A 24,222-nucleotide genomic window follows, 5' to 3' on the forward strand; every position below is an offset into this window, starting at 1 on the left:
TCTCAACACTGGTAAAGTATACAGTGATTTCAGAGTTTGAGAAATGCGTAAAGATTCAGCATTTAACGCGTTCGCTGCGAAAGCACCTGCTGCTTATCCAGCTTTTGCACCAGCGGCTGCACCACTTTATCCCCATGCTGACCAAAGTATTGATACAGCGTATCGGACGCACTTTTGGTCAGCACCATAATCTCAATGCGCCGGTTGCCCGCGCTTTGCGGATTTTTGGAATCCAGCAGCATCTGGTCCGCCATTGCGCTTACCTGCATCACTTTATCTTCCGGCATTCCGGCCTCTTCCAGCACCCGACGAGCCGAAAGCGCGCGATCGCCCGAAAGGTTCCAGTTGTTGTAGATATTGTTTTTGTAAGCCATCGCATCGGTATGCCCGGTAATAATAATTTTGTTATCGAGCGAGTCGAAAACTGGCGCGAGCTCCACCAGCAGCGTTTTAAAGAACGGCATAATCTGCGCGCTGCCGCGTTCGAACATATTGCGATTCTGGTCGTCTTTAATCAGCACGCGTAATCCCTGGGGAACAATCTCCATCTCCAGATTCGCTTCCATATGCGCATCACGGGCAATGGTGGTGATACTGGTTGCCAGCTCGCCAAGCTCGGTGGCGGATTTCTTCTTCAGCAGCGCCGTTTTCTCATTGACGTCGCGCGCTTTTTTCTCCGTTTCTTCCGGCACCGCCACGGTGGCAGGTTTTGGCGGATGAGACGGGCTGATTTTATTTAACGGCGACAGCCCGCCACCGTTAAAAATCGACTGCCCGTGCAGCGCGGCGATAATGCTTTCACGCTCGGATTTACTGACGCTGTTGACAATCAACTTTATTGTCGTCACCAAAGGGGCCGAGCGTATCTCCGAGGTTTCTGCCCGCTTTACCCTGGACGCGATGCCCGGTAAGCAGATGGCGATTGACGCCGATCTTAATGCCGGGTTGATCAATCAGGCGCAGGCACAAACCCGACGTAAAGATGTTGCCAGCGAGGCCGATTTCTACGGCGCGATGGACGGGGCATCGAAATTTGTGCGCGGGGATGCTATCGCCGGGATGATGATTCTGGCGATCAACCTGATCGGCGGCGTCTGTATCGGGATCTTCAAATACAACCTGAGCGCCGACGCCGCCTTCCAGCAGTATGTGCTGATGACCATCGGCGACGGGCTGGTGGCGCAAATCCCTTCCCTGCTACTCTCCACCGCGGCGGCGATTATCGTCACCCGCGTCAGCGACAACGGCGATATCGCCCATGACGTGCGTAACCAGTTGCTGGCAAGCCCATCGGTGCTCTACACCGCTACCGGAATTATGTTCGTACTGGCGGTAGTGCCGGGAATGCCACATCTGCCGTTTTTGCTGTTCAGCGCCCTGCTTGGCTTTACCGGCTGGCGGATGAGCAAACGCCCGCAGGCGGCGGAAGCGGAAGAGAAAAGTCTCGAAACGCTGACCCGCACCATCACCGAAACCAGCGAGCAACAGGTCAGTTGGGAAACCATTCCGCTGATCGAGCCCATCAGCTTAAGCCTCGGCTACAAGCTGGTGGCGCTGGTGGACAAAGCCCAGGGCAACCCGCTCACCCAGCGTATTCGCGGCGTGCGACAGGTGATATCCGACGGCAACGGCGTGCTGCTGCCGGAGATCCGCATTCGGGAAAACTTCCGCCTTAAGCCCAGCCAGTACGCTATTTTCATCAACGGCATTAAGGCTGATGAAGCGGATATTCCGGCGGATAAACTGATGGCGCTGCCCTCCAGCGAAACCTACGGCGAGATAGACGGCGTGCTGGGGAACGACCCGGCGTACGGGATGCCGGTGACCTGGATCCAGCCTGCGCAGAAAGCGAAGGCGCTGAATATGGGGTATCAGGTGATCGACAGCGCCAGCGTGATTGCTACCCATGTAAATAAGATTGTGCGCAGCTATATTCCTGATTTATTTAACTATGACGATATTACGCAGTTGCATAACCGTTTGTCGTCGATGGCACCGCGCCTGGCGGAGGATTTAAGCGCGGTGCTCAATTACAGCCAGTTGCTGAAAGTGTACCGGGCGCTGCTGACCGAAGGCGTTTCCCTGCGCGATATCGTCACCATCGCCACCGTGCTGGTCGCCAGTAGCGCGGTGACCAAAGATCATATTCTGCTGGCAGCCGATGTGCGCCTGGCGCTGCGGCGCAGCATTACCCATCCGTTCGTTCGCAAGCAGGAGCTGACGGTGTATACCCTGAATAATGAGCTGGAAAATCTGCTGACTAACCTAGTGAATCAGGCGCAACAGGGCGGTAAAGTGATGCTCGACAGCGTGCCAGTGGACCCGAATATGCTCAACCAGTTCCAGAGCACGATGCCACAGGTGAAAGAGCAGATGAAAGCGGCGGGGAAAGACCCGGTGCTGCTGGTGCCACCGCAGCTGCGCCCTTTGCTGGCGCGTTATGCAAGGTTGTTTGCGCCGGGGCTGCATGTGCTGTCGTATAACGAAGTGCCGGACGAGCTGGAGTTGAAGATTATGGGGGCGTTGATGTAAGTATCCGGCATTGGTGCACAACTGCCGGATGCGGCGTAAACGCCTTATCCGGCCTACCGTTCAGGCACAAGTTTGTAGGCATGATAAGACGCGCCAGCGTCGCATCAGGCATCTGCGCATAATTATAAAATGATACGCTCGCCAGCATTTATATCCGTTACGTCCCCCGCCCAATCGATGGGATATAACCCTCGCGCGACATCGCGATGGAACGTTGAGAATGGCCAATCACTCACTTGCTTTACCCAACCATGCTTTACTGGATTTATATAAATATAATCAACATGATGCCTATAATCTTTGGTATTGCGGATGGCGTGCTCCCAAAAACGTGGTTGCCAGATATTTTTCAATCCACAAGCATGGGTAAATTGCTTTTTAATTTCCCGCCAGCGAGAGGAAAAATCATCATCGCCTTCAGGTAATGTCCATATGCAATGCATATGCTCTGGCAAAACGACCCAGGCGTTGATTTCAAAAGGCCTGTCTCGCTTAACTTTAATAATGGCGTTACGGAGCATCTGGTACTGGGTGGTCAAGAGTTGGCTTCGACGATTGCGTAAATTCACCGTGAAAAACCAGGTTCCCCCCTTGATGTAATAACGACGATATTCAGACATGGCGACTCCTTTTTCTCAACGGTAAGAAGAAAAGGAAAGGTCGGCAATGAGGTGATGGAACAGGGCAAGATTACGAAAGCCCGCTCCCCTCAAGGACTGACGCCAGATAGTTTCTGTCCATGGCTGCTTTTCGCATCTTACGTCTTAACCCTGCCTTGAATACCTTATCATTCGTCAAAATATTAATAGCGATGTGCCGGTGATGCTGCCAACTTACTGATTTAGTGTATGATGGTGTTTTTGAGGTGCTCCAGTGGCTTCTGTTTCTATCAGCTGTCCCTCCTGTTCTGCTACTGACGGGGTGGTGCGTAACGGCAAAAGCACTGCCGGACATCAGCGCTATCTCTGCTCTCACTGCCGTAAAACATGGCAACTGCAGTTCACTTACACCGCTTCTCAACCCGGTACGCACCAGAAAATCATTGATATGGCCATGAATGGCGTTGGATGCCGGGCAACTGCACGCATTATGGGCGTTGGCCTCAACACGATTTTACGTCACTTAAAAAACTCAGGCCGCAGTCGGTAACCTCGCGCATACAGCCGGGCAGTGACGTCATCGTCTGCGCGGAAATGGACGAACAGTGGGGCTATGTCGGGGCTAAATCGCGCCAGCGCTGGCTGTTTTACGCGTATGACAGTCTCCGGAAGACGGTTGTTGCGCACGTATTCGGTGAACGCACTATGGCGACGCTGGGGCGTCTTATGAGCCTGCTGTCACCCTTTGACGTGGTGATATGGATGACGGATGGCTGGCCGCTGTATGAATCCCGCCTGAAGGGAAAGCTGCACGTAATCAGCAAGCGATATACGCAGCGAATTGAGCGGCATAACCTGAATCTGAGGCAGCACCTGGCACGGCTGGGACGGAAGTCGCTGTCGTTCTCAAAATCGGTGGAGCTGCATGACAAAGTCATCGGGCATTATCTGAACATAAAACACTATCAATAAGTTGGAGTCATTACCCCATTTTGTTCTCCTTAATTATGTAAGGAGTATTTGATCATGCATAAGCATTAAAAAACAGTTTCAAGTAATGAGGAATATCTCAAATTTTAAACATAAAATGCGAATTATTTAGTACAAAAAGTGTACTTCTGATGATCTTTCCCTGGGTGATGGAATAACAGGAAAGCGGCTCGCAAAAACGCACAGATTTGTAGGCATGATAAGACGCGTCAGCGTCGCATCAGGCATCTGCGCACCACCGCCGGATGCGGCGTAAACGCCTTATCCGTCCTACAAAATCGTCTCTTCCGTCAATATCCGCCGCGCGCCCAAAAAATGATCCTGCCAGAAAGGTTCAGCTAACCGACTTACCCGAATGGTTTCCCCGGTGCGCGGTGACTCAATAAACTGACCGTCGCCCAGATACACCCCCATATGGTCGGCAATCTCGCGGCTGTGGATATGGAAAAACAGCAAATCTCCCCGGCGCAGGTCGTTATTCGCCACAATGGTTGCCCGACGGTAGTGATACATCTCATTGGCCGTACGCGGGAGCTTCGCCTCGAGGATCTTGTTGTAGGCATAAAAAACTAACCCACTACAATCGAAGCCTTGATCGGGCCGCGTGCCGCCCCAGACGTAAGGCTTGCCAAGCTGCTGCTCCAGACGGTGAATCGCCACTTCGGTGATGTTATGCAGGTGATCGCTGCTTAAAAAGTGGTTGTTTTCCGCCAGCGCCTGCCAGCGTCTGTCACTCGCCTTGAGCGGCGCAGGAAACCATTCTGGATGCTGTTTTATCTGCTCCCGGTTGTGCTGGCGCAGCGCCCTTCTGCTTTGGGCATTGCCTTCCACAATGTAGCTGGCCTGTTTTTTCAGATGGGTTTGGTACTGTTTTAATAAACGCGCACGGTTTTGCATCCGCTGGCGGGCGGCGTAGCTGAAAGAGATATGTGATGTGGTGGCGCAGGCAAATGAAGAAAACGGCAAGCAAAGCAACAGTAATCCCGACAACACAAAAGAGGGAATCGACGGCAAAGACATTCTCAATAATGGCTGGTCATGCATTGATGTTGCAGTGTATCCTGGCCCGTACCTGAACAAACTTAATAAACCATTATTATAAAATTAATAAATATATTTCAGTTTATTATGTAAAAACATCCGTTTATTAAATTACTCATGGATTGTCGCTGTTGCTCATTTGAGCTACAATTCAAGCTGAATAAATATACAGCACAGGAGATCCCCCAATGGCTGCTAACGCGTTTGTTCGCGCCCGAATCGATGAAGATCTGAAGAATCAGGCGGCGGACGTACTGGCCGGGATGGGGCTGACCATCTCTGACCTGGTTCGCATAACCCTCACAAAGGTCGCGCGTGAAAAGGCATTGCCGTTTGATTTACGCGAGCCTAATCAATTAACCATTCAATCAATCAAAAACAGCGAAGCTGGCGTTGATGTTCATAAGGCCAAAGACGCTGATGATTTATTTGATAAATTAGGAATTTAAATATGATTCAAAGGGATATTGAATACTCGGGACAATTTTCAAAGGATGTAAAACTTGCACAAAAGCGTCATAAGGATATGAATAAATTGAAATATCTTATGACGCTTCTTATCAATAATGCTTTACCGCTTCCAGCTGTTTATAAAGACCACCCGCTGCAAGGTTCATGGAAAGGTTATCGCGATGCTCATGTCGAACCGGACTGGATCCTGATTTACAAACTTACCGATAAACTTTTACGATTTGAGAGAACTGGAACTCACGCGGCGCTCTTTGGGTAAAGCACGCTGCCGATGAAATTTGTAAACCCTGCGCCGACAGGCTTGCGTAAAACTCTTTTGGTGATAATGTGAGCCTTCCAAATCCAGACTATTCCGATTTGGGATCTATTTTGCCGTCCTGGCGTGTGTAACCGTTTTATCAAGGAATAAGCAGTATGCGTAAAATCGCATTAATTCTTGCGATGTTGTTGATCCCGTGCGTTTCGTTTGCCGGTTTGCTGGGCAGCAGTAGCTCGACCACGCCAGTGAGCAAAGAGTATAAGCAGCAGTTGATGGGATCCCCTGTCTACATCCAGATCTTCAAGGAAGAACGTACGCTCGATCTCTACGTCAAAATGGGCGAGCAATATCAGCTGCTCGACAGTTATAAAATCTGTAAATATTCCGGCGGCTTAGGGCCAAAACAGCGTCAGGGCGATTTCAAAAGCCCGGAAGGGTTTTATAGCGTCCAGCGTAATCAGTTAAAACCAGACAGCCGTTACTACAAAGCGATTAATATTGGTTTCCCCAATGCCTATGACCGTGCGCATGGTTATGAAGGGAAATACCTGATGATCCACGGCGATTGTGTTTCCATCGGCTGCTACGCAATGACCAATCAGGGTATTGATGAGATCTTCCAGTTCGTTACTGGTGCGCTGGTGTTTGGTCAGCCGAGCGTGCAAGTGAGTATTTACCCGTTCCGCATGACCGACGCCAATATGAAGCGCCATAAATATTCCAACTTTAAGGACTTCTGGGAGCAACTGAAGCCGGGTTACGACTACTTTGAGCAAACCCGTAAGCCACCGACCGTTTCTGTGGTCAATGGTCGTTACGTGGTCAGCAAGCCGTTAAGCCACGAAGTTGTGCAGCCACAACTGGCATCAAACTACACGCTCCCCGAGGCAAAATAAGCGCCATTCGCCTGGCATAATCTTTTGCCAGGTTTCATTGCCCGTCAGCGGCTGTGTTGCAATCACCGTGACCACATCATTCGGTGTGGTCTGCGAGCTGAAGTCGATTTCCACATCCTGATCCAGCAGCGTTGCCACGCCAAACGGCGCGCGGCGGGTGATCCAGTGTAAATTAGTCGAGCAATACGCCATCACATAGCGCCCGTCAGAAAGCAGCATGTTGAAAACGCCCTTCTGCCGCAGTTCATCCGCCAGTGAGGCGATATATTTAAACACTGCCGCCATGTTGCCCGGTGTGCGCGGGTAACGCTGCGTTAATTTATGCAGGAGCCAGCAGAAGGCTTTTTCGCTATCGGTTTCACCGACCGGGCGGAAGTTGCCGGTTTCCAGTGATTTGTAGCCCGTCAGTTGTCCGTTATGGGCATAAGTCCAGTTACGCCCCCATAACTCACGGGTAAACGGGTGAGTATTTTCCAGCGCCACCTCGCCCCGATTGGCCTGGCGAATATGAGCCACCACCGAACAGGATTTTATCGGGTAGTCCTGGACAAGTTTGGCGATGGGGGAATTAAAGCTGGGTTGTGGATCTTTAAATGTGCGACAGCCTTTACCTTCGTAAAAGGTAATGCCCCAGCCATCTTTATGTGGCCCGGTTCCACCACCACGCTGCACCAGACCGGTGAAACTAAAGCAGATATCGGTAGGGACGTTGGCGCTCATCCCGAGCAATTCGCACATGGGTAACCTCCACAACAGCGGGAGCGCATGGCCCCCGGCGAAGATTGATTTAAGAATTTTCAGGCCGGATGCGGCGTAAACGTCTTATTCGGCCTACGGTTCGCGTACAGATTTGTAGGCATGATAAGACGCATCAGCGTCGCATCAGGCATCAGCGCACAAGTGCCGGATGCGGCGTAAACGCCTTATCCGGCCTACGCCAGACTTACTTAACCATCTCTTTTTCAATTAACTGGATCAGGATATGGATCACTTTAATGTGAATCTCCTGAATGCGGTCGGCATAACCAAAGTGCGGAACGCGAATTTCGATATCCGCCGTGCCAGCCATTTTACCGCCGTCTTTACCGGTCAGGGTGATCACTTTCATCCCCTTCTCACGCGCCGCTGCGATCGCTTTGATCACGTTTGCAGAGTTACCGGAGGTGGAGATCCCCAGCAGTACATCGCCTTCGCGACCTACCGCTTCAACGTAGCGGGAGAAAATATCATTGAAACCGAAATCATTACCGACGCAGGAAATATGACTAACGTCAGAAATAGCAATCGCCGGGTAGCCCGGACGGTTTTCACGGTAGCGACCGGTCAACTCTTCGGCAAAGTGCATAGCGTCGCAATGGGAACCGCCGTTGCCGCAGGAAAGCACTTTGCCACCGGCTTTAAAGCTGTCTGCTAACAGGACCGCCGCGCGCTGAATGGCGTGAATATTGGCGTCATCTTTTAAAAAGTTAGCCAGCGTTTCCGCCGCTTCGTTCAGTTCGTTACGAATAAGATCCTGGTACATGAGGATATCCTTCAGCATAAATGTAATAGACAAAATGCAGTGTACCGGATACCGCCAAAAGCGAGAAGTACGGGCAGGTGCTATGACCAGGACTTTTTGACCTGAAGTGCGGATAAAAACAGCAACAATGTGAGCTTTGTTGTAATTATATTGTAAACACATTGCTAAATGTTTTTACATCCACTACAACCATATCATCACAAGTGGTCAGACCTCCTACAAGTAAGGGGCTTTTCGTTATGATGATTTTGAGTATTCTCGCTACGGTTGTCCTGCTCGGCGCGTTGTTCTATCACCGCGTGAGCTTATTTATCAGCAGTCTGATTTTGCTCGCCTGGACAGCCGCCCTCGGCGTTGCTGGTCTGTGGTCAGCGTGGGTACTGGTGCCTCTGGCCATTATCCTCGTGCCATTTAACTTTGCGCCTATGCGTAAGTCGATGATTTCCGCGCCGGTATTTCGCGGTTTCCGTAAGGTGATGCCGCCGATGTCGCGCACTGAGAAAGAAGCGATTGATGCGGGCACCACCTGGTGGGAGGGCGACTTGTTCCAGGGCAAGCCGGACTGGAAAAAGCTGCATAACTATCCGCAGCCGCGCCTGACCGCCGAAGAGCAAGCGTTTCTCGACGGCCCGGTAGAAGAAGCCTGCCGGATGGCGAATGATTTCCAGATTACTCATGAGCTGGCGGATCTGCCGCCGGAGTTGTGGGCGTACCTTAAAGAGCATCGCTTCTTCGCGATGATTATCAAAAAAGAGTACGGCGGACTGGAGTTCTCAGCTTATGCCCAGTCTCGCGTGCTGCAAAAACTCTCCGGCGTGAGCGGGATCCTGGCGATTACCGTCGGCGTGCCGAACTCATTAGGCCCGGGCGAGCTGCTGCAACATTACGGCACTGACGAGCAGAAAGATCACTATCTGCCGCGTCTGGCGCGTGGTCAGGAGATCCCTTGCTTTGCACTGACAAGCCCGGAAGCGGGTTCCGATGCGGGCGCGATTCCGGACACCGGGATTGTCTGCATGGGCGAATGGCAGGGCCAGCAGGTGCTGGGGATGCGTCTGACCTGGAACAAACGCTATATTACGCTGGCACCGATTGCGACTGTGCTTGGGCTGGCGTTTAAACTCTCCGACCCAGAAAAGCTGCTGGGTGGCGCAGAAGATTTAGGTATTACCTGTGCGCTGATCCCGACCACCACGCCGGGCGTGGAAATTGGTCGTCGCCACTTCCCGCTGAACGTACCGTTCCAGAACGGACCGACGCGCGGTAAAGATGTCTTCGTACCGATCGATTACATCATCGGTGGGCCGAAAATGGCCGGGCAAGGCTGGCGGATGCTGGTGGAGTGCCTCTCGGTAGGCCGCGGCATCACCCTGCCTTCCAACTCAACCGGCGGCGTGAAATCGGTAGCGCTGGCAACGGGCGCGTATGCTCACATTCGCCGTCAGTTCAAAATCTCTATCGGTAAGATGGAAGGGATTGAAGAGCCGCTGGCGCGTATTGCCGGTAATGCCTACGTGATGGATGCTGCGGCATCGCTGATTACCTACGGCATTATGCTCGGCGAAAAACCTGCCGTGCTGTCGGCTATCGTTAAGTATCACTGTACCCACCGCGGGCAGCAGTCGATTATTGATGCGATGGATATCACTGGTGGCAAAGGCATTATGCTCGGGCAAAGCAACTTCCTGGCGCGTGCTTACCAGGGCGCACCGATTGCCATCACCGTTGAAGGGGCTAACATTCTGACCCGCAGCATGATGATCTTCGGACAAGGAGCGATTCGTTGCCATCCGTACGTGCTGGAAGAGATGGAAGCGGCGAAGAACAATGACGTCAACGCGTTCGATAAACTGTTGTTCAAACATATCGGTCACGTCGGTAGCAACAAAGTTCGCAGCTTCTGGCTGGGCCTGACGCGCGGTTTAACCAGCAGCACGCCAACCGGCGATGCCACTAAACGCTACTATCAGCACCTGAACCGCCTGAGCGCCAACCTCGCCCTGCTTTCTGATGTCTCGATGGCAGTGCTGGACGGCAGCCTGAAACGTCGCGAGCGCATCTCGGCCCGTCTGGGGGATATTTTAAGCCAGCTCTACCTCGCCTCTGCCGTGCTGAAGCGTTATGACGACGAAGGCCGTAATGAAGCCGACCTGCCGCTGGTGCACTGGGGCGTACAAGATGCGCTGTATCAGGCTGAACAGGCGATGGATGATTTACTGCAAAACTTCCCGAACCGCGTGGTTGCCGGGCTGCTGAATGTGGTGATCTTCCCGACCGGACGTCATTATCTGGCACCTTCTGACAAGCTGGATCATAAAGTGGCGAAGATTTTACAAGTGCCGAACGCCACCCGTTCCCGCATTGGTCGCGGTCAGTACCTGACGCCGAGCGAGCATAATCCGGTTGGCTTGCTGGAAGAGGCGCTGGTGGATGTGATTGCCGCCGACCCAATTCATCAGCGGATCTGTAAAGAGCTGGGTAAAAACCTGCCGTTTACCCGTCTGGATGAACTGGCGCACAACGCGCTGGCGAAGGGGCTGATTGATAAAGATGAAGCCGCTATTCTGGTGAAAGCTGAAGAAAGCCGTCTGCGCAGTATTAACGTTGATGACTTTGATCCGGAAGAGCTGGCGACGAAGCCGGTAAAGTTGCCGGAGAAAGTGCGGAAAGTTGAAGCCGCGTAATTGAATAACGGAGCCGAAAGGCTCCGTTTCTTTATCCGCTAATTATTTAAAATTAAAGCCATCCGGATGGTTTTCCAGGCTGCCGGTCAACGCCGCGAACAGCACCGTTTTACCATCAATCGAAAGCGCATCGTTCACATTCAGCCAGGTGAGTTTCTCTTGCGACGTTTTCTCATCAATAGTCGAGAACAGCCCCGTCATCTGATTAGATTTCTCGGACCACATCACAGCGATACGTTGCGAGCCACAGTCATGCGGTTTGCACGCGCTCATCACCTGATACGTATCATCTCCCAACGTTACGGTTTGTGCGGGAGTATAAGTACCGCCTTTCATCACCCAGGCAGGCAGCTTATGCCCTTGTACCATCTGATTAAATGCAGCTTTGGTGGTTTCGCCCTTTGCAAGGCTGCTAATGGTTAAATCATCCTGCGCCATTGCACTGGTGGCGATGACCAGAGCGGCGACTGTCGTTATTGTCTTAAACATCATTCCTCCCGAGCTTATCCTGCCCATGTTATTAACCTTCTAAAGCCTGGCGATAACACGATAATTTGCAAATCAGATATTTCCAATATCAGCATTTGTTATCAATTTATTCTGCGCTAAGGCAACTGCCTGATAAGGTGTTAAAGTTATAAAACCCTTCGCATAAAGGAGTTGTACACCGTGCCTGGTTTGAAGATTACGCTTTTGCAGCAACCACTGGTGTGGATGGATGGCCCTGCCAACCTGCGTCATTTTGATCGTCAACTGGAAGGTATTACCGGGCGCGATGTGATCGTTCTACCGAAGATGTTTACCAGCGGCTTTGCCATGGAAGCGGCAGCTTCGTCGCTAGCACAAGATGACGTAGTGGACTGGATGACAGCTAAGGCGCAGCAGTGCAATGCGCTGATTGCAGGCAGTGTTGCATTACAAACGGAGTCTGGTTCGGTTAACCGCTTTTTGCTGGTTGAGCCGGGCGGCACGGTACATTTTTATGATAAGCGTCATCTGTTCCGCATGGCAGATGAGCATCTACATTATAAAGCGGGCAATGCGCGAGTGATTGTGGAATGGCGCGGCTGGCGTATTTTGCCGTTGGTGTGCTACGACTTACGTTTTCCGGTGTGGTCGCGCAATCTCAACGATTATGACCTCGCCATCTACGTTGCCAACTGGCCTGCTCCGCGCTCTCTGCACTGGCAGGCATTGCTGACGGCCCGCGCGATTGAGAATCAGGCGTATGTGGCGGGATGCAATCGCGTCGGCAGCGATGGCAACGGCTGCCATTATCGCGGTGACAGCCGGGTGATTAATCCACAAGGCGAGATTATCGCTACTGCCGACGCGCATCAGGCAACGCGCATTGATGCGGAGCTGTCGATGATGGCATTGCGGGAATATAGAGAAAAGTTTCCGGCATGGCAGGATGCGGATGAGTTTAGGTTGCGGTGAGTGGGGGTTGTGTTTAAGGCTGGGGGAGAGTCGGGGTAAGACTACGAAAGCCCGCTCTCCGCAAGGACTGACGCCAGATAGTTTCTGTCCATAGCTGCTTTTCGCATCTTACGTCTTAACCCTGCCTTGAATACCTTATCATTCGTCAAAATATTAATAGCGATGTGCCGTATCCCTGAAAATAATTCTGCTGCATTTCCTCTTCTTATTTTGCAGTCGTCTTCATTCATTACCACGTCCAGACGCCAGTGCAGCTTATTCTCCACGTGCCAGTGGTTTCGGATTGCTGTGGCGAACTTCTCTGCGGTTAAATCAGCAGAACTGATATAATATCTGACCGTCATTTCTGGCTCTTTCTTTTGTTCTGCTATTATGGACCGAAAGGAGACTGCCACGCATAATTTCTTCAGCCCTTTCCATTCAAACGTGAAATCAATAAGTTCATCAGGGACATCGCAAACAATATGAAGACGGATTTCTTCTCTGCCGTGACTCTTTTCACTGATTGCGTAACTGTCATGCTCTGGATTATTTAATTCTTTCAGCGGAAATTTTTCCTCAAAGGCTTTATTAAGCCGCCCCTGGTTTCCTTTTACCGCGAATAAATAATCACCGCCCTGTTTTTGTATCTTCTCTGCAATATCTTTCTGGCATCCCATCGCATCAGTTGTGATGATTTTTCCTTTAATATCCAGCATGTTAAGAAGTTCAGGAATGGCTGTAATCTCATTGGATTTCTCATCCGTCTTAATCTGCCCGAGAACCAGACTGTGCATTGTTGAGAACGCACTAATGACATGAATCGCTCCCTTGCGGCGACTCTTGTCATAAGAGTGCCGGAGCGTTTTTCCATCAATTGCAATGACGTCTTTATCATCTGAAGAATGGCAGTCACGCATCCAGTTAATAAAGCACTCGTGAAATTTTGCAGGACTGATACAGGATACAACTCTGGCAATAGTATCGTGAACAGGAATACCATTTTCAAAATCACCATATTGCTTCAAAAAATCGAGATGTGTTTCACCAAAATCCTCTATATCTTCCCAACCCTCTGCACCAGAAATGACGGCACAAATAGTCAACAGTAGAATATCTGACAATTTATGTTCTACTTTCCAGGCTTGTCTGTAATCGGGGATAATAGAAATATGTTCCATCAGTTTTTTAAGTTCCATTTTGTTCTCCTTATTTATGCAAGGAGTATTTGATCATATATAAGCTATGAAAAATAGTTTTAGGTAATAAGGAATATCTCAATTATTGAACATTTAGCGCGAATTATTTAGTACAAAAAGTGTACTTCCGATGATCTTTCCCTGCTCCAAAGTCTTCTAAAATCAACAAAGTAGACTCTTAATTATATTTATCAACACAATAGTCTATCCTATTACTATCTTGACAAGAGAGAACCGTTTTTTATTTAAATATATGATACACATCATTAAATATATAACCATACTTTTTCATAAGGCAATCTAACTTAGCTCTTAAATCACCAAAGCCCATCACACCATAACATCTAATAGCCATTGCCACACGTCACTATGGATTTATTTCCACCTGCAATTACTTCGTCCTAACTTTAATTTAATCTCAAGAAGCATTAAGATCTCAATAGCGAGCTTAATACTTCTTGAATAATATCACTCCTGACCAAAATTTTTCCACACTAATGCATGAGACTTTGATTTGTCACCCAGAAATTTACTTAAATCTTGCCAAAGTAAAGAATTGCTATCGGTCGCAGTGACTATTGCCTCTATAAGCCCTGTAGCTACAACTGTGGCCAATTCATCATCAAGCGAGACCATACCATCTTCGACATGTTTAAATATTTTTTCTCTTTCAATATCCCCCATTTCATAAAAATTTTTTACAATCGTTTTTCCAACCTGAGAGAACAACATAACCACCGGTGGCGTTTCTGGATGCCAGTATTCATTAGCTAATGAGACTGTCTCAGACAAAACAGTGGAAAATGATGCCATTTTTTCTATATAACTAGCAATATATTGGTTCATTACTTGCCTCCCAAAGCATTCTGTAAATCCTGAAGAACGTTTTCTGCTGCTGCTCGATCCCCTGGAGATGCTGTTGGATTCTTATCCAACCAATCCTGTAAAGCCCTTGTATAATCCTGTGCTTTCAATACATGTCCTCTACCACCAACTTTTTCACCTGTGGCCAATTCATAACGAACAGCATCTGCTGTGCTTCCACTTCCTACTTTTGCATTTGGCCGATAAAGATCGTCTATAATATTTTTCAAATTTGAATCTGTAACGTCGGGTTTTCCCATTTTCTGTCGCAATTCATCTTTATACCGTTCATGCTGCATACGATCCCTTGCGCTATTCTCATCTTCTGGTCCCCATCCTCCCGGGCTTCCCGTACTGCCGCCGGCCAAGCAGTTCTTCTCTTCATCCGTCAAATCCTTCCCAACATTCGGCTGACTCCCTAGGGAAAGATTACGAAAGCCCGCTCCCCGCAAGGACTGACGCGAGATAGTTTCTATCCATGGCTGCTTTTCGCATCTTACGTCTTAACCCTGCCTTGAATACCTTATCATTCGTTAAAATATTAATAGCGATGTGCCGTATCCCTGAAAATAATTCTGCGGCGTTTCCTCTTCTTATTTTGCAGTCGTCTTCATTCATTACCACGTCCAGACGCCAGTGCAGCTTATTCTCCACGTGCCAGTGGTTTCGGATTGCTGTGGCGAACTTTTCTGCGGTTAAATCAGCAGAACTGATATAATATCTGACCGTCATTTCTGGCTCTTTCTTTTGTTCTGCTATTATTGACCGAAAGGAGACTGCCACGCATAATTTCTTCAGTCCTTTCCATTCAAACGTGAAATCAATAAGTTCATCAGGGACATCGCAAACAATATGAAGACGGATTTCTTCTCTGCCGTGACTCTTTTCACTCATTGCGTAACTGTCATGCTCTGGATTATTTAATTCTTTCAGCGGAAATTTTTCCTCAAAGGCTTTATTTAGCCGCCCCTGGTTTCCTTTTACCGCGAATAAATAATCACCTCCCTGTTTTTGTATCTTCTCTGCAATATCTTTCTGGCAACCCATCGCATCAGTTGTGATGATTTTTCCTTTAATATCTAGCATGTTAAGAAGTTCTGGGATAGCTGTAATCTCATTAGATTTCTCATCCGTCTTGATCTGTCCGATGACCAGACTGTGCATTGTTGAGAACGCACTAATGACATGAATCGCTCCCCTGCGGCGACTCTTGTCATAAGAGTGCCGGAGCGTTTTTCCATCAATTGCAATGACGTCTTTATCATCTGAAGAATGGCAGTCACGCATTCAGTTAATAAAGCACTCGTGAAATTTTGCAGGACTGATACAGGATACAACTCTGGCAATGGTATCGTGAACAGGAATACCATTTTCAAAATCACCATATTGCTTCAAAAAATCGAGATGTGTTTCCCCAAAATCCTCTATATCTTCCCAACCCTCTGCACCAGAAATAACGGCACAAATAGTCAACAGTAGAATATCCGATAATTTATGTTCCACTTTCCAGGCTTGTCTGTAATCGGGGATAATAGAAATATGTTCCATCAATTTTTTAAGTTCCATTTTGTTCTCCTTAATTATGTAAGAAGTATTTGATCATGTATAAGCAATAAAAAACAGCTTTAGGTAATAAGGAATATCTCAATTTTTAAACATAAAATGCGAATTATTTAGTACAAAAAGTGAACTTCTGATGATCTTTCCCTGCGGGTCATGTCGCCCTGCCGCGCCGCCGGTTTTCCGCTCATGGTTTATTCCTTTTCTTTTACCTTACATGGCCATACAAATAGTTACCTATACTGTCTTTGAATATTGCCCTACCATTTAAAGCCCACCTATTTTTTGCGACAGCAAAGGGATTTCTTTTTTAATCCAACCTATCATTTCATTTTTTTCAAAACACACGTTAATGCCATTCACACTTCCACATTCACCAAAAGCATCAAAATAAATTTCACATTTATTATTACCTTTCGAAATGATACTACCCCCCCATCTTATATTGTTATATTTTTCTTTTCTGAAATACTTCATTTGCAATAAATCAATTATCTTACCAGCATAAAGATCTCTAATTTCATTCACCACCACTTTATATCTGTATATTTCATTAAGACCTTCCTTGCTAAGCGGAACTAACGTGGTAACATACGATGGAAGATTAATTATCTCTATCGTTTTCACGCTATCTATTCCACACAATTCATTCACTCGCCCCATCCCCAATACCGAACCAGAAAATAGAGACAATAAAACCATCAAATATTTCATCATAAAAAACCTCACTATTCTGGCGTACCCGTTATTTTCATCGTCTGCAACGGTCCATCCACCCGATAAAAAGGCAGTCCACTATGAGCTCCTCTGGTACACTCACCTAAAGTTTTCGCCGCACGCGATTCAATTATTGTAATAACCCTTGCCTCTTCTTTATTCTCATATTTCTTATCTGTTCGGCTTAAAAGAGCCATGAAATTTTCCTTATCAAGAAGGCAATACTGCGCATGAGCAAACTCATGTCCCAAACCTAATGCAGGCGATTGTGATTTCGAGTTTAATTCAGTTGAACAAAATAAAGATGCTCTACTATTCCAATATATCGTCATATTATTCGAATTAAATCTAACATTGGTTCCTTCAATATACTCTATATTTATAGTTTCTTCAGAGCTTGATAAAAAATCTATAGTTTCTTTCATTTGTGAATCTTGTTTTAAATACTCAACAGCCTGATTAAAATCACTTGGATCACCGTTAACATGGAATTTTAAACCCAAAGAATCTATAAACCGAACAGGGTTTAATGGATATTTATACAGATTCCATTCACCTCTCAGCCCTATCGGATCCTGGGTGATATACCTTCCCTGCAACGGGTCATAGTACCGGTTGCGGTTGTAGTACAGCCCCGACTCCTCATCATACTGCTGCCCCGGCAGACGGAGTGACTGCTGGAGGTGCTGCGCGCTGGTTTCGCCCAGCAGGTTTCCCCATTCGTCATACTCCCCCTGCCACGCCGTTTCCCCTTCCGGGCTGATGAGCGCCAGCGGCAGTCCCCGGTGGTCGCAGTGGTAAAGATGAAGTTTCCTCTCCGGGATGTATTCCGCCTCCAGCTGCGCGGCCATCTGCTCCGCCGTCAGCCCGCACTGCGCAAGCCATGCCTCACTCTCCGCACTCACCGCTCCCGCGCGCAGTTCCCGCTCCAGCCTCCCCAGCATCACCGACAGCTCCGCCGGTAGCGTCACACCCGTGTCCTCCTGCAACACCTCCGCCAGGCTCCGGTGCCGCGCCTTCGCCTGTTCGCCATTCTCTGTTTCGATTCTCAGGAGCGGCGTGAAGCTCCCCGGCTGGTATACCGTCTGGATACGCGTGGTGCCGGTCTGTATCGTCGTCAGCCTGTCACCGTCCCACCCGTACCATGTCACCTCCGGTTTACGCGACAGCGACATCCACCCCGTCAGGTCACGCTCCCGCCGCCATACCCGTTTTCCCGTCCGGCGGCCCAGCGGGTCATAGAGGTACCGGCTCTCCACCTGTGGTTCGCCGTGCTGTATCCGCGTGTAGAACACCAGGCGGTGCTGGCTGTCGTAGTGATAGTGGTGGGTGCGCTCGTCGTGCATCCGGATAACCCCTTCCGGGATACGGTCCGTCTTCTCCGCCAGCCTGCCGTATTCATCGTAGCGATAGACATAGTGCGCATCTTCCGCGATGCGGTTATCCGGCCACGCCGTGAGGGTGCTGTCCGGGTGCAGTTCCGGGTCCGGCAGCCGATTTCCTGCCGGGTCTGTTGCATACGGGATATCGATATCCAGGTTCGCTGCCGTGGTGTGGACGCCCGTCAGCCTCCCCGTGTCGCTGTAACGGTACTCCCGGCTCTCCTGCGGGCCACTGATGCGGATTAGCTGTCCGTTGTCGTTCCAGTCGTAGTCACGGTCAAGCTGCGGAAGGTTCAGGTGCCTGCTCCGGAGCTGGCCGCTGGTATTCCAGGCGGTGGCAAGTTCATATGCCTCCCCGCCGAAGCTGCGGGCCGTCTCACGGTGCAGCCGGTCCCGCGTGTACTCGACCAGCGGTGTTCCGCCCAGCTTCATCCCCGCAAGATAACCGCTGCCATACGTCAGCCACTCCACCGGCGGCAGGCCGTCCGGCTCCTGACGGGTCGCCAGCCCCTGTTCGCTGTACGCGTGCCCCGTCTCATGCTCCCACAGCATCTCCCCCGTCTCCGGGGTCTCCACCGTCTGCCGTTCGCCCGTCAGACGGCCTTTATCGTCATAGCCGTAGTGGACCGCCACACGGTGGCCTTCACTCAGGTGGCTGATTTCTGTCAGCCAGCCGTGGTCGTCATACTGCCACTGCTCCGCCGGTTCACCGTTCACCGTGCGCCGGGTGATACGGTCCGACGCATCGTAATGCCAGAGGGTGATAAGCCCCTCATCTTCACTCTGCGTGAGTTTTCCGGTCAGGTCATACTGGTAACGTTGCGTCCGGCCGTCAAAGCCGCGCTGCTCCGTCAGCCTGTCGACCGGGTCATACCGGAACGTGGACTGGCTGCCGTTCTCGTTGGTCAGCACAGTGATGCGCCCGGCGGCGTCATACCCCATGCTTCGCGTCAGACCGCCCTGCGTGGTGCTGACGGCCTTTCCCCACGCATCATACTGTATCTCACTGCGGCTGCCGTCCGGGGCAACGATAGCGGTGAGGTCTCCTGCGGCGCTGTACTCATAACGGGTTTCACGCCCCTGCGCATCCCTCTGACTGACCAGTTGACCGCGCGGGTTATAACTGCTGTAAGTGCTGATGCCTTCTTCCCGGTGAACGGCGATTTGTTGACCGTACCGGTCATACTCATACCGCGTCGTGTACCCCGAGCAGTCCGTAAACGCCTGAAGCTGACCGTACCGGTTTCGCGTTATTCTCCGCCTCACCCCGGTTCCGTCTTCCACCGCACAGGGCAGGCCACTGCGGGAAGAATCATAAAACCAGCGCGTAATGTTACCGTTGCGCGAGGTCTCTTCCGCCAGCCTGCCCTGACGGTCATATTTCCGGCTGCTGCGTAAACCATCCGGATATGTCACTGACGTCAGTTGCAACTGGTTGTTGTAACCATACCGTACCGTCCTGCCGTCCGGCAGTACCACTGAAGTCAGCTTTCCAGACGCCATATGCAGCCGGTACTCCGTCCGCCGCCCCGCCGCATCCGTCTGCGCCTTCAGCCTCCCCGCCTCATCATACTCGCTGCGGGTGATGCTCCCGTCGGCATGCTCCTTCTTCACCACCCGCTTCAGGCCACCCTCGCCTTCCGTGTACAGCACCTCCCGCCGGTTCAGGCTGTCCGTGATGATTACCCGGCTCTCTCCGTACTCAAAGCGGTAGTCCAGCCCCTCCGGGTTGACCTGCTCCGTCACCCGACCGGTATCATCATACCGGTAGCGGCTCTCCGGCCTCCCCGCATAATGGTGCGCCACCATCCGCCCGGCGTGCTCCGCATCATAAGTAAACCCGCGAACCTGCGTCCCGCTGCGGTCATACACCGCCCGCAGTTCACCACCGGCCGTGTACGTGTAGCGCGCCAGCGGCGCAGTCGGCTGTTCATCCGGGTATGCCGGGTCGTGTGTCAGCCATACCGCCTCCAGCCGGATACCGTTATCGGCACCGTACTCTGTACCGGCGGGCAGCGTGTCGGGGAAAACCTGAGAAGAGGAAACAGAACGGGGACTGGCCGGGGAAGATAAGGAAGAGGCGCGCTGTTTACGGGACGCTTCCGCCCGCTGCGCCTGCGTGCTCAGCGCCATGTGAAAACGGCGGCCCGCGCCGTCCGTCACCCCCGTCACCGCGCCCGCCACGTCACCCTCCGCCGCCCGGTGGAAAGTCAGTGAGCGCCCGAAGCCATCCACCACGACCGTCAGTACCCGGTATGCGGGCGGCTCCGGCCAGCTGAGTATCCACCACGGCCCCTGAAGGCTGTTTGTCGCCAGGTACACATGCGGACTCAGGCGAACATCTTCCGGCAGCACCTGCCAGAGCGCGCTTAGCGGCTGCGAACTGTGCTGCGCCGCCACTCCGCCCCGCGCCAGCCAGAGTGACTCGCTGCGGCTGTAGCTTATCTCGCCGGGAAACAGCGGCTCAAAGTGAATGCTCCTGCCGCCGCTGTCGTTGAGTATCAGGCCTTCATCGCGTATCTGTAAGCGGATATCGAAGGGCGCTTTCCAGCCGGGACCAAACACCCCCACCGGCGCGGGTGTTCTGGTCCGGTAGCTGCTGTAGGCACGGAAAAGAATAAACGGCAGCGGGCAGGGCAGCGCAAGGTCCGTCTCGCCCGGAAGCACCTTCGCACCCAGCACCGGGTTCACCGGGTTCACCGGGTTAGCATAGGTAATCCCTCCCGGACACACCGAACAGGCCACTCCCGTCGGCGCACCTATCAGCACACCCGCTGAACCCTGCACAATATCCAGTCCCTTGCGGGTCATGTCGCCCTGCCGCGCCGCCGGTTTTCCGCCGCCCATGAATCAATTCCTTCTGCTTTTAATATGGTTCATCTGGTCACTGCACCAGTTCCGTTTTAATTTTTTGCACCTGACTCAAAATTGCCGCATATCCGGCATTCCGGGGGTAAATCTTTCGGCACAGGCGCATCCGGTACAGGTTGTGTGGCACCACAGTTCCAGTTAATCACTGGCGCATCACCGTTCACATCCGACTCCCCTTCCAGATGAATGTGCGTACCGTTGAGAAATATGCTTCCGTCCTTCGTCAGCACCAGCCTTGCCTTACCACAGCAGAGTTCAAGATGCTCACCGGCAGAATAAACTGCTGTTTGTCCGGTGTTTTCCTTCATCGTCTTGCCCACCGAGAAGGTGACGTTATTCCCTACATTGACGCTGTAGCCCATTCCCACCATCAGTGATTTATGCAGCCCTACCTGTGAGGACTGCAACAACGCCACCGAGGTATTCATAATGCCGCCTACCGTCGTCTGGTAAGCCACACCCACCGTCAGCGCACGAATGATCCCCACCTTTTCAACCTGGTTTGATCCCACTTTGATAATCTGGTTACTGCCCACCGTTTCCACCTGGTTGACACCAACCGTCTGTATCTGATTAACGCCAATGTTCTGGATCTGGTTGCGTATTCCGCTCTATTCGATCACGGATTGGCATCGAAGTTCGATCAGCGATTCGCATCCATTCGATCAACCGGGAACTTAACTTTTTCTACCGCTTTTTAACTCGTTTTTTCGCTGCTTTCCACTGTCGGGGGATTTTTCCTCAGGGACTCTCCCTGAAGGACCACTCTGTGTGAGTTATGTACCAGTCTGTCCAGGATGGCATCTGCTGTTGTTGGGTTCTCCATCAGACCATGCCATTTATCTACCGGGAACTGGCTTACCACTATCGTGCTGCTTTGTCCGTAACGATCCTCTGTGATCTCCAGAAGGTCATTACACTGGGCGTTACTTAACTGTTCCAGCCCCAGATCGTCCAGGATTAGAACCTGTATTTTTTGCAACTGTTTCAGATATTTCAGCCAACTGCCATCAACACGTCCCTGAGCCAACTGTTCCAGTAATCGCCCGGTTCTACAGTACCGGACGCTGTATTTCTGTCGACATGCCTGTTCGCCCAGCGCATTGGCTATCCAGCTCTTACCGCATCCTGTCGGACCGGTTATCAGTAGGTTTTTCCTGTGGATTATGTAGTGGCCGTTCAGCAGTTCCCTCATCTGTTCAGCCCGCAGACCTCTTGAGGCCGGATAACGCAGCCCTTCCGGTGTTGCCTGATATTTCAGGCAGGCATTTTTTCTCAACCGTGCCACACGACTGTTTTCTCTGCTCAGAAGCTCGTCATCAACCAGCAGTGTCAGCCTTTCCTCGAACGACAGTTCGTCGTAAGTCTGAGGCGTTTCCCGTTGCCGTATCAGGCTCCCGGCCATCGCCGGGAGTTTCAGTTGGGTCAGTTTGTTTAACAGATTATCACTCATACGGTTGTTCCTTCTGTCAGTGATAGTAGCCAGGACCACGCAGGTTTTCATGCTCTGAAGCATATGCCGGATGTTGTTCGCCCTGGCGGGATAACGGAAGCTCAACGTTATCCCGATGATGACGCAGCAGATTGTCGATAAAGCGTCTGTCCGGGGCGTTATAGTGCAGGGCAACGTAACAGGCCTTTTCCAGCCGTTCCGGGCCGTATTTTTTCTGAAGTGCCAGCAGACCCAGGACTGCACGGTAAGCCAGCTCCGGATGGGGTTTGGCTTTCAGCATGGATTCAACCACCCGGCCTGTGGACGGACCTGTACGGTTTCCCTGCTCGATAAGGCGTTCCGGTGTCCATGTCCCATGCCGCCGGTGGCGTTCTGGCATGTGAAGCGGATTGGTTGTGTGTTTATATTCATGTGTGCTGCGCGGATGTTGCGCCACACACTGCCCCTTGTGCCAGAGCTGTACCACCGACTGCCCCACCTTCAGTGACAGACGCTGACCGACCAGTTCGTGTGGAACGGAGTACCAGTGACGGGCATATTCAACGTGGTAGTCAGGGCCAACCTTCACGGCTTTGTATTCCGTGTATTCATAAGGCTCCAGAGGCAGCGGAGAGAGTGCTGGTGCATCCAGCATGCGGAAGCGTTCTGCGCGGGTTTGATTACCGTATCCCTTCATTGGTCGGTTATTCATGTCCGTCAGCAACTCCCGAAGGCGTGCATTCAGCGCCCTGAGCGTGTGGAAGGTTTCATTACGGATGCGGGCAAGAAGCCATCGCTCGACGATGAGGACGCCGTTTTCTGCTTTTGGTTTATCTTTAGGTTTGCGCGGGCGGGCCGGGATAATAACCGTGCCATAGTGCTCAGCCAGCGCCTGATAACTGTCGTTGATGACAGGCTCATAGCGATCGGCTTTTTTCACTGCGCTTCTGAGGTTATCGGGGATGAGCAGCTTCGGTACGCCGCCCAGGAAGGTCAGGCAACGGCTGTGGGCATTTAACCATGACATCATGTCCTGACCTTCGCACGCTTCAACATAGGTATAGTTGGACGCCCCCATTACAGCCACGAAGATTGCCACGCGGCGTATCTCTCCGGTGTCCGGATTAATAACAGGGACCGTAGGACCACAGAAGTCGATAAAGAGCTTTTCGCCAGCACGATGCTCCTGTCGCATGGAGAGGCGTCGCGTTTTTTTCCACTTCCGGTAGCAACGGCAGAAGTGTGAGTATCCCATCGCTTTGTCACCCGCCTGTGCCTTGTATTCCATCCACAACAGTTGGCGCGTCACGCCAGGTTTTCTCATTTCCGTATCGAAGTACAGCATGTCAGGCATAACAAGCTCTGACGCAGAGGTGTCTTTGGGCGGGAAAATGAGTTTCTCCAGCGTGTCATGGGATATATCCGCAGGTAATGGCCATGACAGAGAAGAGGCTTTGAAGCGGGCAAGAACCTCAAAAACGGTTGAGGCGCTGATGTGTAACGTCAGTCCGATACAACGGTTAGTCAGCTTCTTATCGAACTTGAGCTGAAGGATCTTAAAACAAGTTTCCATAGTGCTCCTGGATTTTCTCTTTTTGGACATTGACGTCTCCACTGGTTTAAACACGGCAATGGAGACTGTGGTGAAAAGAGTTAATTCCCGGAGTGACTGGCGAATTCCAATCAATGATCGGAAGTATGCCAAATCGTGATCGATTGTGATGCCAAACTGTGATCGGAGATGGATGCCAAATCATGATCGATTCGAATGCCAAACTGCGATC

18 protein-coding genes and 5 pseudogenes are annotated in these 24,222 nt (G+C 51.1%); 7 read left to right on the forward strand and 16 right to left on the reverse strand.

Going from position 1 to position 24,222, the window contains the following annotated elements:
* Positions 1 to 62 precede the first annotated feature (62 nt).
* The gene (lafU, locus tag C1P89_RS14255) at positions 63 to 848 is read right to left on the reverse strand and encodes a putative lateral flagellar export/assembly protein LafU (RefSeq protein WP_000207568.1); all 786 of its coding nucleotides are present in this window, start codon (positions 846 to 848) and stop codon (positions 63 to 65) included.
* Between lafU and C1P89_RS14260 the strand changes: the two are divergent.
* Positions 814 to 2,532, forward strand: a pseudogene (locus tag C1P89_RS14260) (flagellar biosynthesis protein FlhA); the annotation flags it as partial. The gene lafU and the pseudogene C1P89_RS14260 overlap by 35 nt on opposite strands.
* 122 nt (positions 2,533 to 2,654) lie before the next feature.
* Here the strand turns inward: C1P89_RS14260 and rayT are convergent.
* Together rayT and C1P89_RS14270 are read right to left on the reverse strand one after the other, a co-directional pair.
* A complete protein-coding gene (rayT, locus tag C1P89_RS14265; protein ID WP_000006258.1) occupies positions 2,655 to 3,152 on the reverse strand; it encodes an REP-associated tyrosine transposase RayT in 498 nt (165 codons plus the stop codon).
* 70 nt (positions 3,153 to 3,222) lie between these two features.
* Positions 3,223 to 3,351 (reverse strand): annotated as a pseudogene (locus C1P89_RS14270) (ISAs1 family transposase); the annotation flags it as partial.
* Positions 3,352 to 3,405: 54 nt separating this feature from the next.
* Between C1P89_RS14270 and C1P89_RS14275 the strand changes: the two are divergent.
* Positions 3,406 to 4,103 (forward strand): IS1-like element IS1A family transposase gene (locus tag C1P89_RS14275; RefSeq protein WP_094096600.1). Its coding sequence is split into 2 segments (ribosomal slippage): positions 3,406 to 3,655 and positions 3,655 to 4,103, totalling 699 coding nucleotides; the frame shifts between segments, so codons are not numbered across the junction.
* A gap of 288 nt (positions 4,104 to 4,391) precedes the next feature.
* Here C1P89_RS14275 and C1P89_RS14280 read toward each other — a convergent pair.
* On the reverse strand, positions 4,392 to 5,135 hold the full coding sequence (locus C1P89_RS14280) for a C40 family peptidase (protein WP_237158188.1): 744 nt from the start codon (positions 5,133 to 5,135) through the stop codon (positions 4,392 to 4,394).
* Positions 5,136 to 5,350: 215 nt separating this feature from the next.
* Between C1P89_RS14280 and dinJ the strand changes: the two genes are divergently transcribed.
* The 3 genes from dinJ (at position 5,351) to dpaA (ending at position 6,788) form a co-directional block, all read left to right on the forward strand.
* The gene (gene dinJ, locus C1P89_RS14285) at positions 5,351 to 5,611 is read left to right on the forward strand and encodes a type II toxin-antitoxin system antitoxin DinJ (protein WP_000729704.1); all 261 of its coding nucleotides are present in this window, start codon (positions 5,351 to 5,353) and stop codon (positions 5,609 to 5,611) included.
* Between the two features lie 2 nt (positions 5,612 to 5,613).
* The gene (yafQ, locus tag C1P89_RS14290; RefSeq protein ID WP_000615976.1) at positions 5,614 to 5,892 is read left to right on the forward strand and encodes a type II toxin-antitoxin system mRNA interferase toxin YafQ; all 279 of its coding nucleotides are present in this window, start codon (positions 5,614 to 5,616) and stop codon (positions 5,890 to 5,892) included.
* A 155-nt stretch (positions 5,893 to 6,047) separates the two neighbouring features.
* The gene (dpaA, locus tag C1P89_RS14295; protein ID WP_001225679.1) at positions 6,048 to 6,788 is read left to right on the forward strand and encodes a peptidoglycan meso-diaminopimelic acid protein amidase; all 741 of its coding nucleotides are present in this window, start codon (positions 6,048 to 6,050) and stop codon (positions 6,786 to 6,788) included.
* On the opposite strand, the gene C1P89_RS14300 is transcribed toward dpaA, so the two are convergent.
* Positions 6,759 to 7,526 carry a class II glutamine amidotransferase gene (locus C1P89_RS14300; RefSeq protein WP_000333380.1) on the reverse strand — a complete coding sequence of 256 codons (768 nt, stop codon included), beginning with the start codon at positions 7,524 to 7,526 and terminating at the stop codon, positions 6,759 to 6,761. The two genes, dpaA and C1P89_RS14300, sit on opposite strands and share 30 nt — an antisense overlap.
* A gap of 205 nt (positions 7,527 to 7,731) precedes the next feature.
* Entirely contained in the window at positions 7,732 to 8,310 is a 579-nt protein-coding gene (lpcA, locus tag C1P89_RS14305; protein ID WP_000284050.1) for a D-sedoheptulose 7-phosphate isomerase, read from the reverse strand.
* Between the two features lie 239 nt (positions 8,311 to 8,549).
* Here lpcA and fadE point away from each other — a divergent pair, with 239 nt between their 5' ends.
* Positions 8,550 to 10,994 carry an acyl-CoA dehydrogenase FadE gene (gene fadE / locus C1P89_RS14310; RefSeq protein WP_000973074.1) on the forward strand — a complete coding sequence of 815 codons (2,445 nt, stop codon included), beginning with the start codon at positions 8,550 to 8,552 and terminating at the stop codon, positions 10,992 to 10,994.
* A 42-nt stretch (positions 10,995 to 11,036) separates the two neighbouring features.
* Here fadE and ivy read toward each other — a convergent pair whose 3' ends face one another.
* Positions 11,037 to 11,483 (reverse strand): Ivy family C-type lysozyme inhibitor, encoded by a 447-nt coding sequence (ivy, locus tag C1P89_RS14315; RefSeq protein WP_005141527.1) that lies wholly within the window; start codon positions 11,481 to 11,483, stop codon positions 11,037 to 11,039.
* Positions 11,484 to 11,663: 180 nt separating this feature from the next.
* On the opposite strand from ivy, the gene yafV reads away from it, so the two are divergent.
* Positions 11,664 to 12,434, forward strand: a complete 771-nt coding sequence (yafV, locus tag C1P89_RS14320) for a 2-oxoglutaramate amidase (RefSeq protein ID WP_001118061.1) — start codon at positions 11,664 to 11,666, stop codon at positions 12,432 to 12,434.
* Between the two features lie 41 nt (positions 12,435 to 12,475).
* Here yafV and C1P89_RS14325 read toward each other — a convergent pair whose 3' ends face one another.
* The 9 genes and pseudogenes from C1P89_RS14325 to istA form a co-directional block, all read right to left on the reverse strand.
* Positions 12,476 to 13,612 carry an ISAs1-like element ISEc1 family transposase gene (locus C1P89_RS14325; protein ID WP_000420787.1) on the reverse strand — a complete coding sequence of 379 codons (1,137 nt, stop codon included), beginning with the start codon at positions 13,610 to 13,612 and terminating at the stop codon, positions 12,476 to 12,478.
* A 468-nt stretch (positions 13,613 to 14,080) separates the two neighbouring features.
* A complete protein-coding gene (locus C1P89_RS14330; RefSeq protein ID WP_001077737.1) occupies positions 14,081 to 14,458 on the reverse strand; it encodes a hypothetical protein in 378 nt (125 codons plus the stop codon).
* Positions 14,458 to 14,901, reverse strand: a pseudogene (locus C1P89_RS14335) (hypothetical protein); the annotation flags it as partial. The pseudogene C1P89_RS14335 and the gene C1P89_RS14330, both read right to left, overlap by 1 nt.
* 4 nt (positions 14,902 to 14,905) lie before the next feature.
* Positions 14,906 to 16,042: pseudogene (locus C1P89_RS14340) on the reverse strand (ISAs1-like element ISEc1 family transposase).
* Positions 16,043 to 16,303: 261 nt separating this feature from the next.
* Positions 16,304 to 16,753 carry an RHS element protein dsORF-h1 gene (locus tag C1P89_RS14345; RefSeq protein WP_005141515.1) on the reverse strand — a complete coding sequence of 150 codons (450 nt, stop codon included), beginning with the start codon at positions 16,751 to 16,753 and terminating at the stop codon, positions 16,304 to 16,306.
* 11 nt (positions 16,754 to 16,764) lie between these two features.
* On the reverse strand, positions 16,765 to 20,982 hold the full coding sequence (locus tag C1P89_RS14350; protein ID WP_000508700.1) for an RHS element core protein: 4,218 nt from the start codon (positions 20,980 to 20,982) through the stop codon (positions 16,765 to 16,767).
* A 75-nt stretch (positions 20,983 to 21,057) separates the two neighbouring features.
* Positions 21,058 to 21,605: pseudogene (locus C1P89_RS14355) on the reverse strand (hypothetical protein); the annotation flags it as partial.
* A 98-nt stretch (positions 21,606 to 21,703) separates the two neighbouring features.
* Complete coding sequence (gene istB, locus C1P89_RS14365; protein ID WP_001282649.1) at positions 21,704 to 22,459, reverse strand: IS21-like element ISSso4 family helper ATPase IstB; 756 nt, start codon at positions 22,457 to 22,459, stop codon at positions 21,704 to 21,706.
* Between the two features lie 16 nt (positions 22,460 to 22,475).
* On the reverse strand, positions 22,476 to 24,011 hold the full coding sequence (gene istA / locus C1P89_RS14370) for an IS21-like element ISSso4 family transposase (RefSeq protein WP_000447022.1): 1,536 nt from the start codon (positions 24,009 to 24,011) through the stop codon (positions 22,476 to 22,478).
* Positions 24,012 to 24,222 lie beyond the last annotated feature (211 nt).

Origin of the sequence: Shigella sonnei, assembly GCF_002950395.1 — a bacterium.
In the GTDB taxonomy this organism is placed as follows: Bacteria; Pseudomonadota; Gammaproteobacteria; order Enterobacterales; family Enterobacteriaceae; genus ECMA0423.

Bases quoted from the DNA above. Each gene is read 5' to 3' on its own strand.
- istA (WP_000447022.1), bottom strand. From the start codon at position 24,011: ATGGAAACTTGTTTTAAGATCCTTCAGCTCAAGTTCGATAAGAAGCTG.
- C1P89_RS14350 (WP_000508700.1), bottom strand. From the start codon at position 20,982: ATGGGCGGCGGAAAACCGGCGGCGCGGCAGGGCGACATGACCCGCAAG.
- dpaA (WP_001225679.1), top strand. From the start codon at position 6,048: ATGCGTAAAATCGCATTAATTCTTGCGATGTTGTTGATCCCGTGCGTT.
- fadE (WP_000973074.1), top strand. From the start codon at position 8,550: ATGATGATTTTGAGTATTCTCGCTACGGTTGTCCTGCTCGGCGCGTTG.
- C1P89_RS14325 (WP_000420787.1), bottom strand. From the start codon at position 13,612: ATGGAACTTAAAAAACTGATGGAACATATTTCTATTATCCCCGATTAC.
- dinJ (WP_000729704.1), top strand. From the start codon at position 5,351: ATGGCTGCTAACGCGTTTGTTCGCGCCCGAATCGATGAAGATCTGAAG.
- C1P89_RS14330 (WP_001077737.1), bottom strand. From the start codon at position 14,458: ATGAACCAATATATTGCTAGTTATATAGAAAAAATGGCATCATTTTCC.
- lpcA (WP_000284050.1), bottom strand. From the start codon at position 8,310: ATGTACCAGGATCTTATTCGTAACGAACTGAACGAAGCGGCGGAAACG.
- C1P89_RS14345 (WP_005141515.1), bottom strand. From the start codon at position 16,753: ATGATGAAATATTTGATGGTTTTATTGTCTCTATTTTCTGGTTCGGTA.
- rayT (WP_000006258.1), bottom strand. From the start codon at position 3,152: ATGTCTGAATATCGTCGTTATTACATCAAGGGGGGAACCTGGTTTTTC.
- ivy (WP_005141527.1), bottom strand. From the start codon at position 11,483: ATGTTTAAGACAATAACGACAGTCGCCGCTCTGGTCATCGCCACCAGT.
- yafQ (WP_000615976.1), top strand. From the start codon at position 5,614: ATGATTCAAAGGGATATTGAATACTCGGGACAATTTTCAAAGGATGTA.
- istB (WP_001282649.1), bottom strand. From the start codon at position 22,459: ATGAGTGATAATCTGTTAAACAAACTGACCCAACTGAAACTCCCGGCG.
- C1P89_RS14300 (WP_000333380.1), bottom strand. From the start codon at position 7,526: ATGTGCGAATTGCTCGGGATGAGCGCCAACGTCCCTACCGATATCTGC.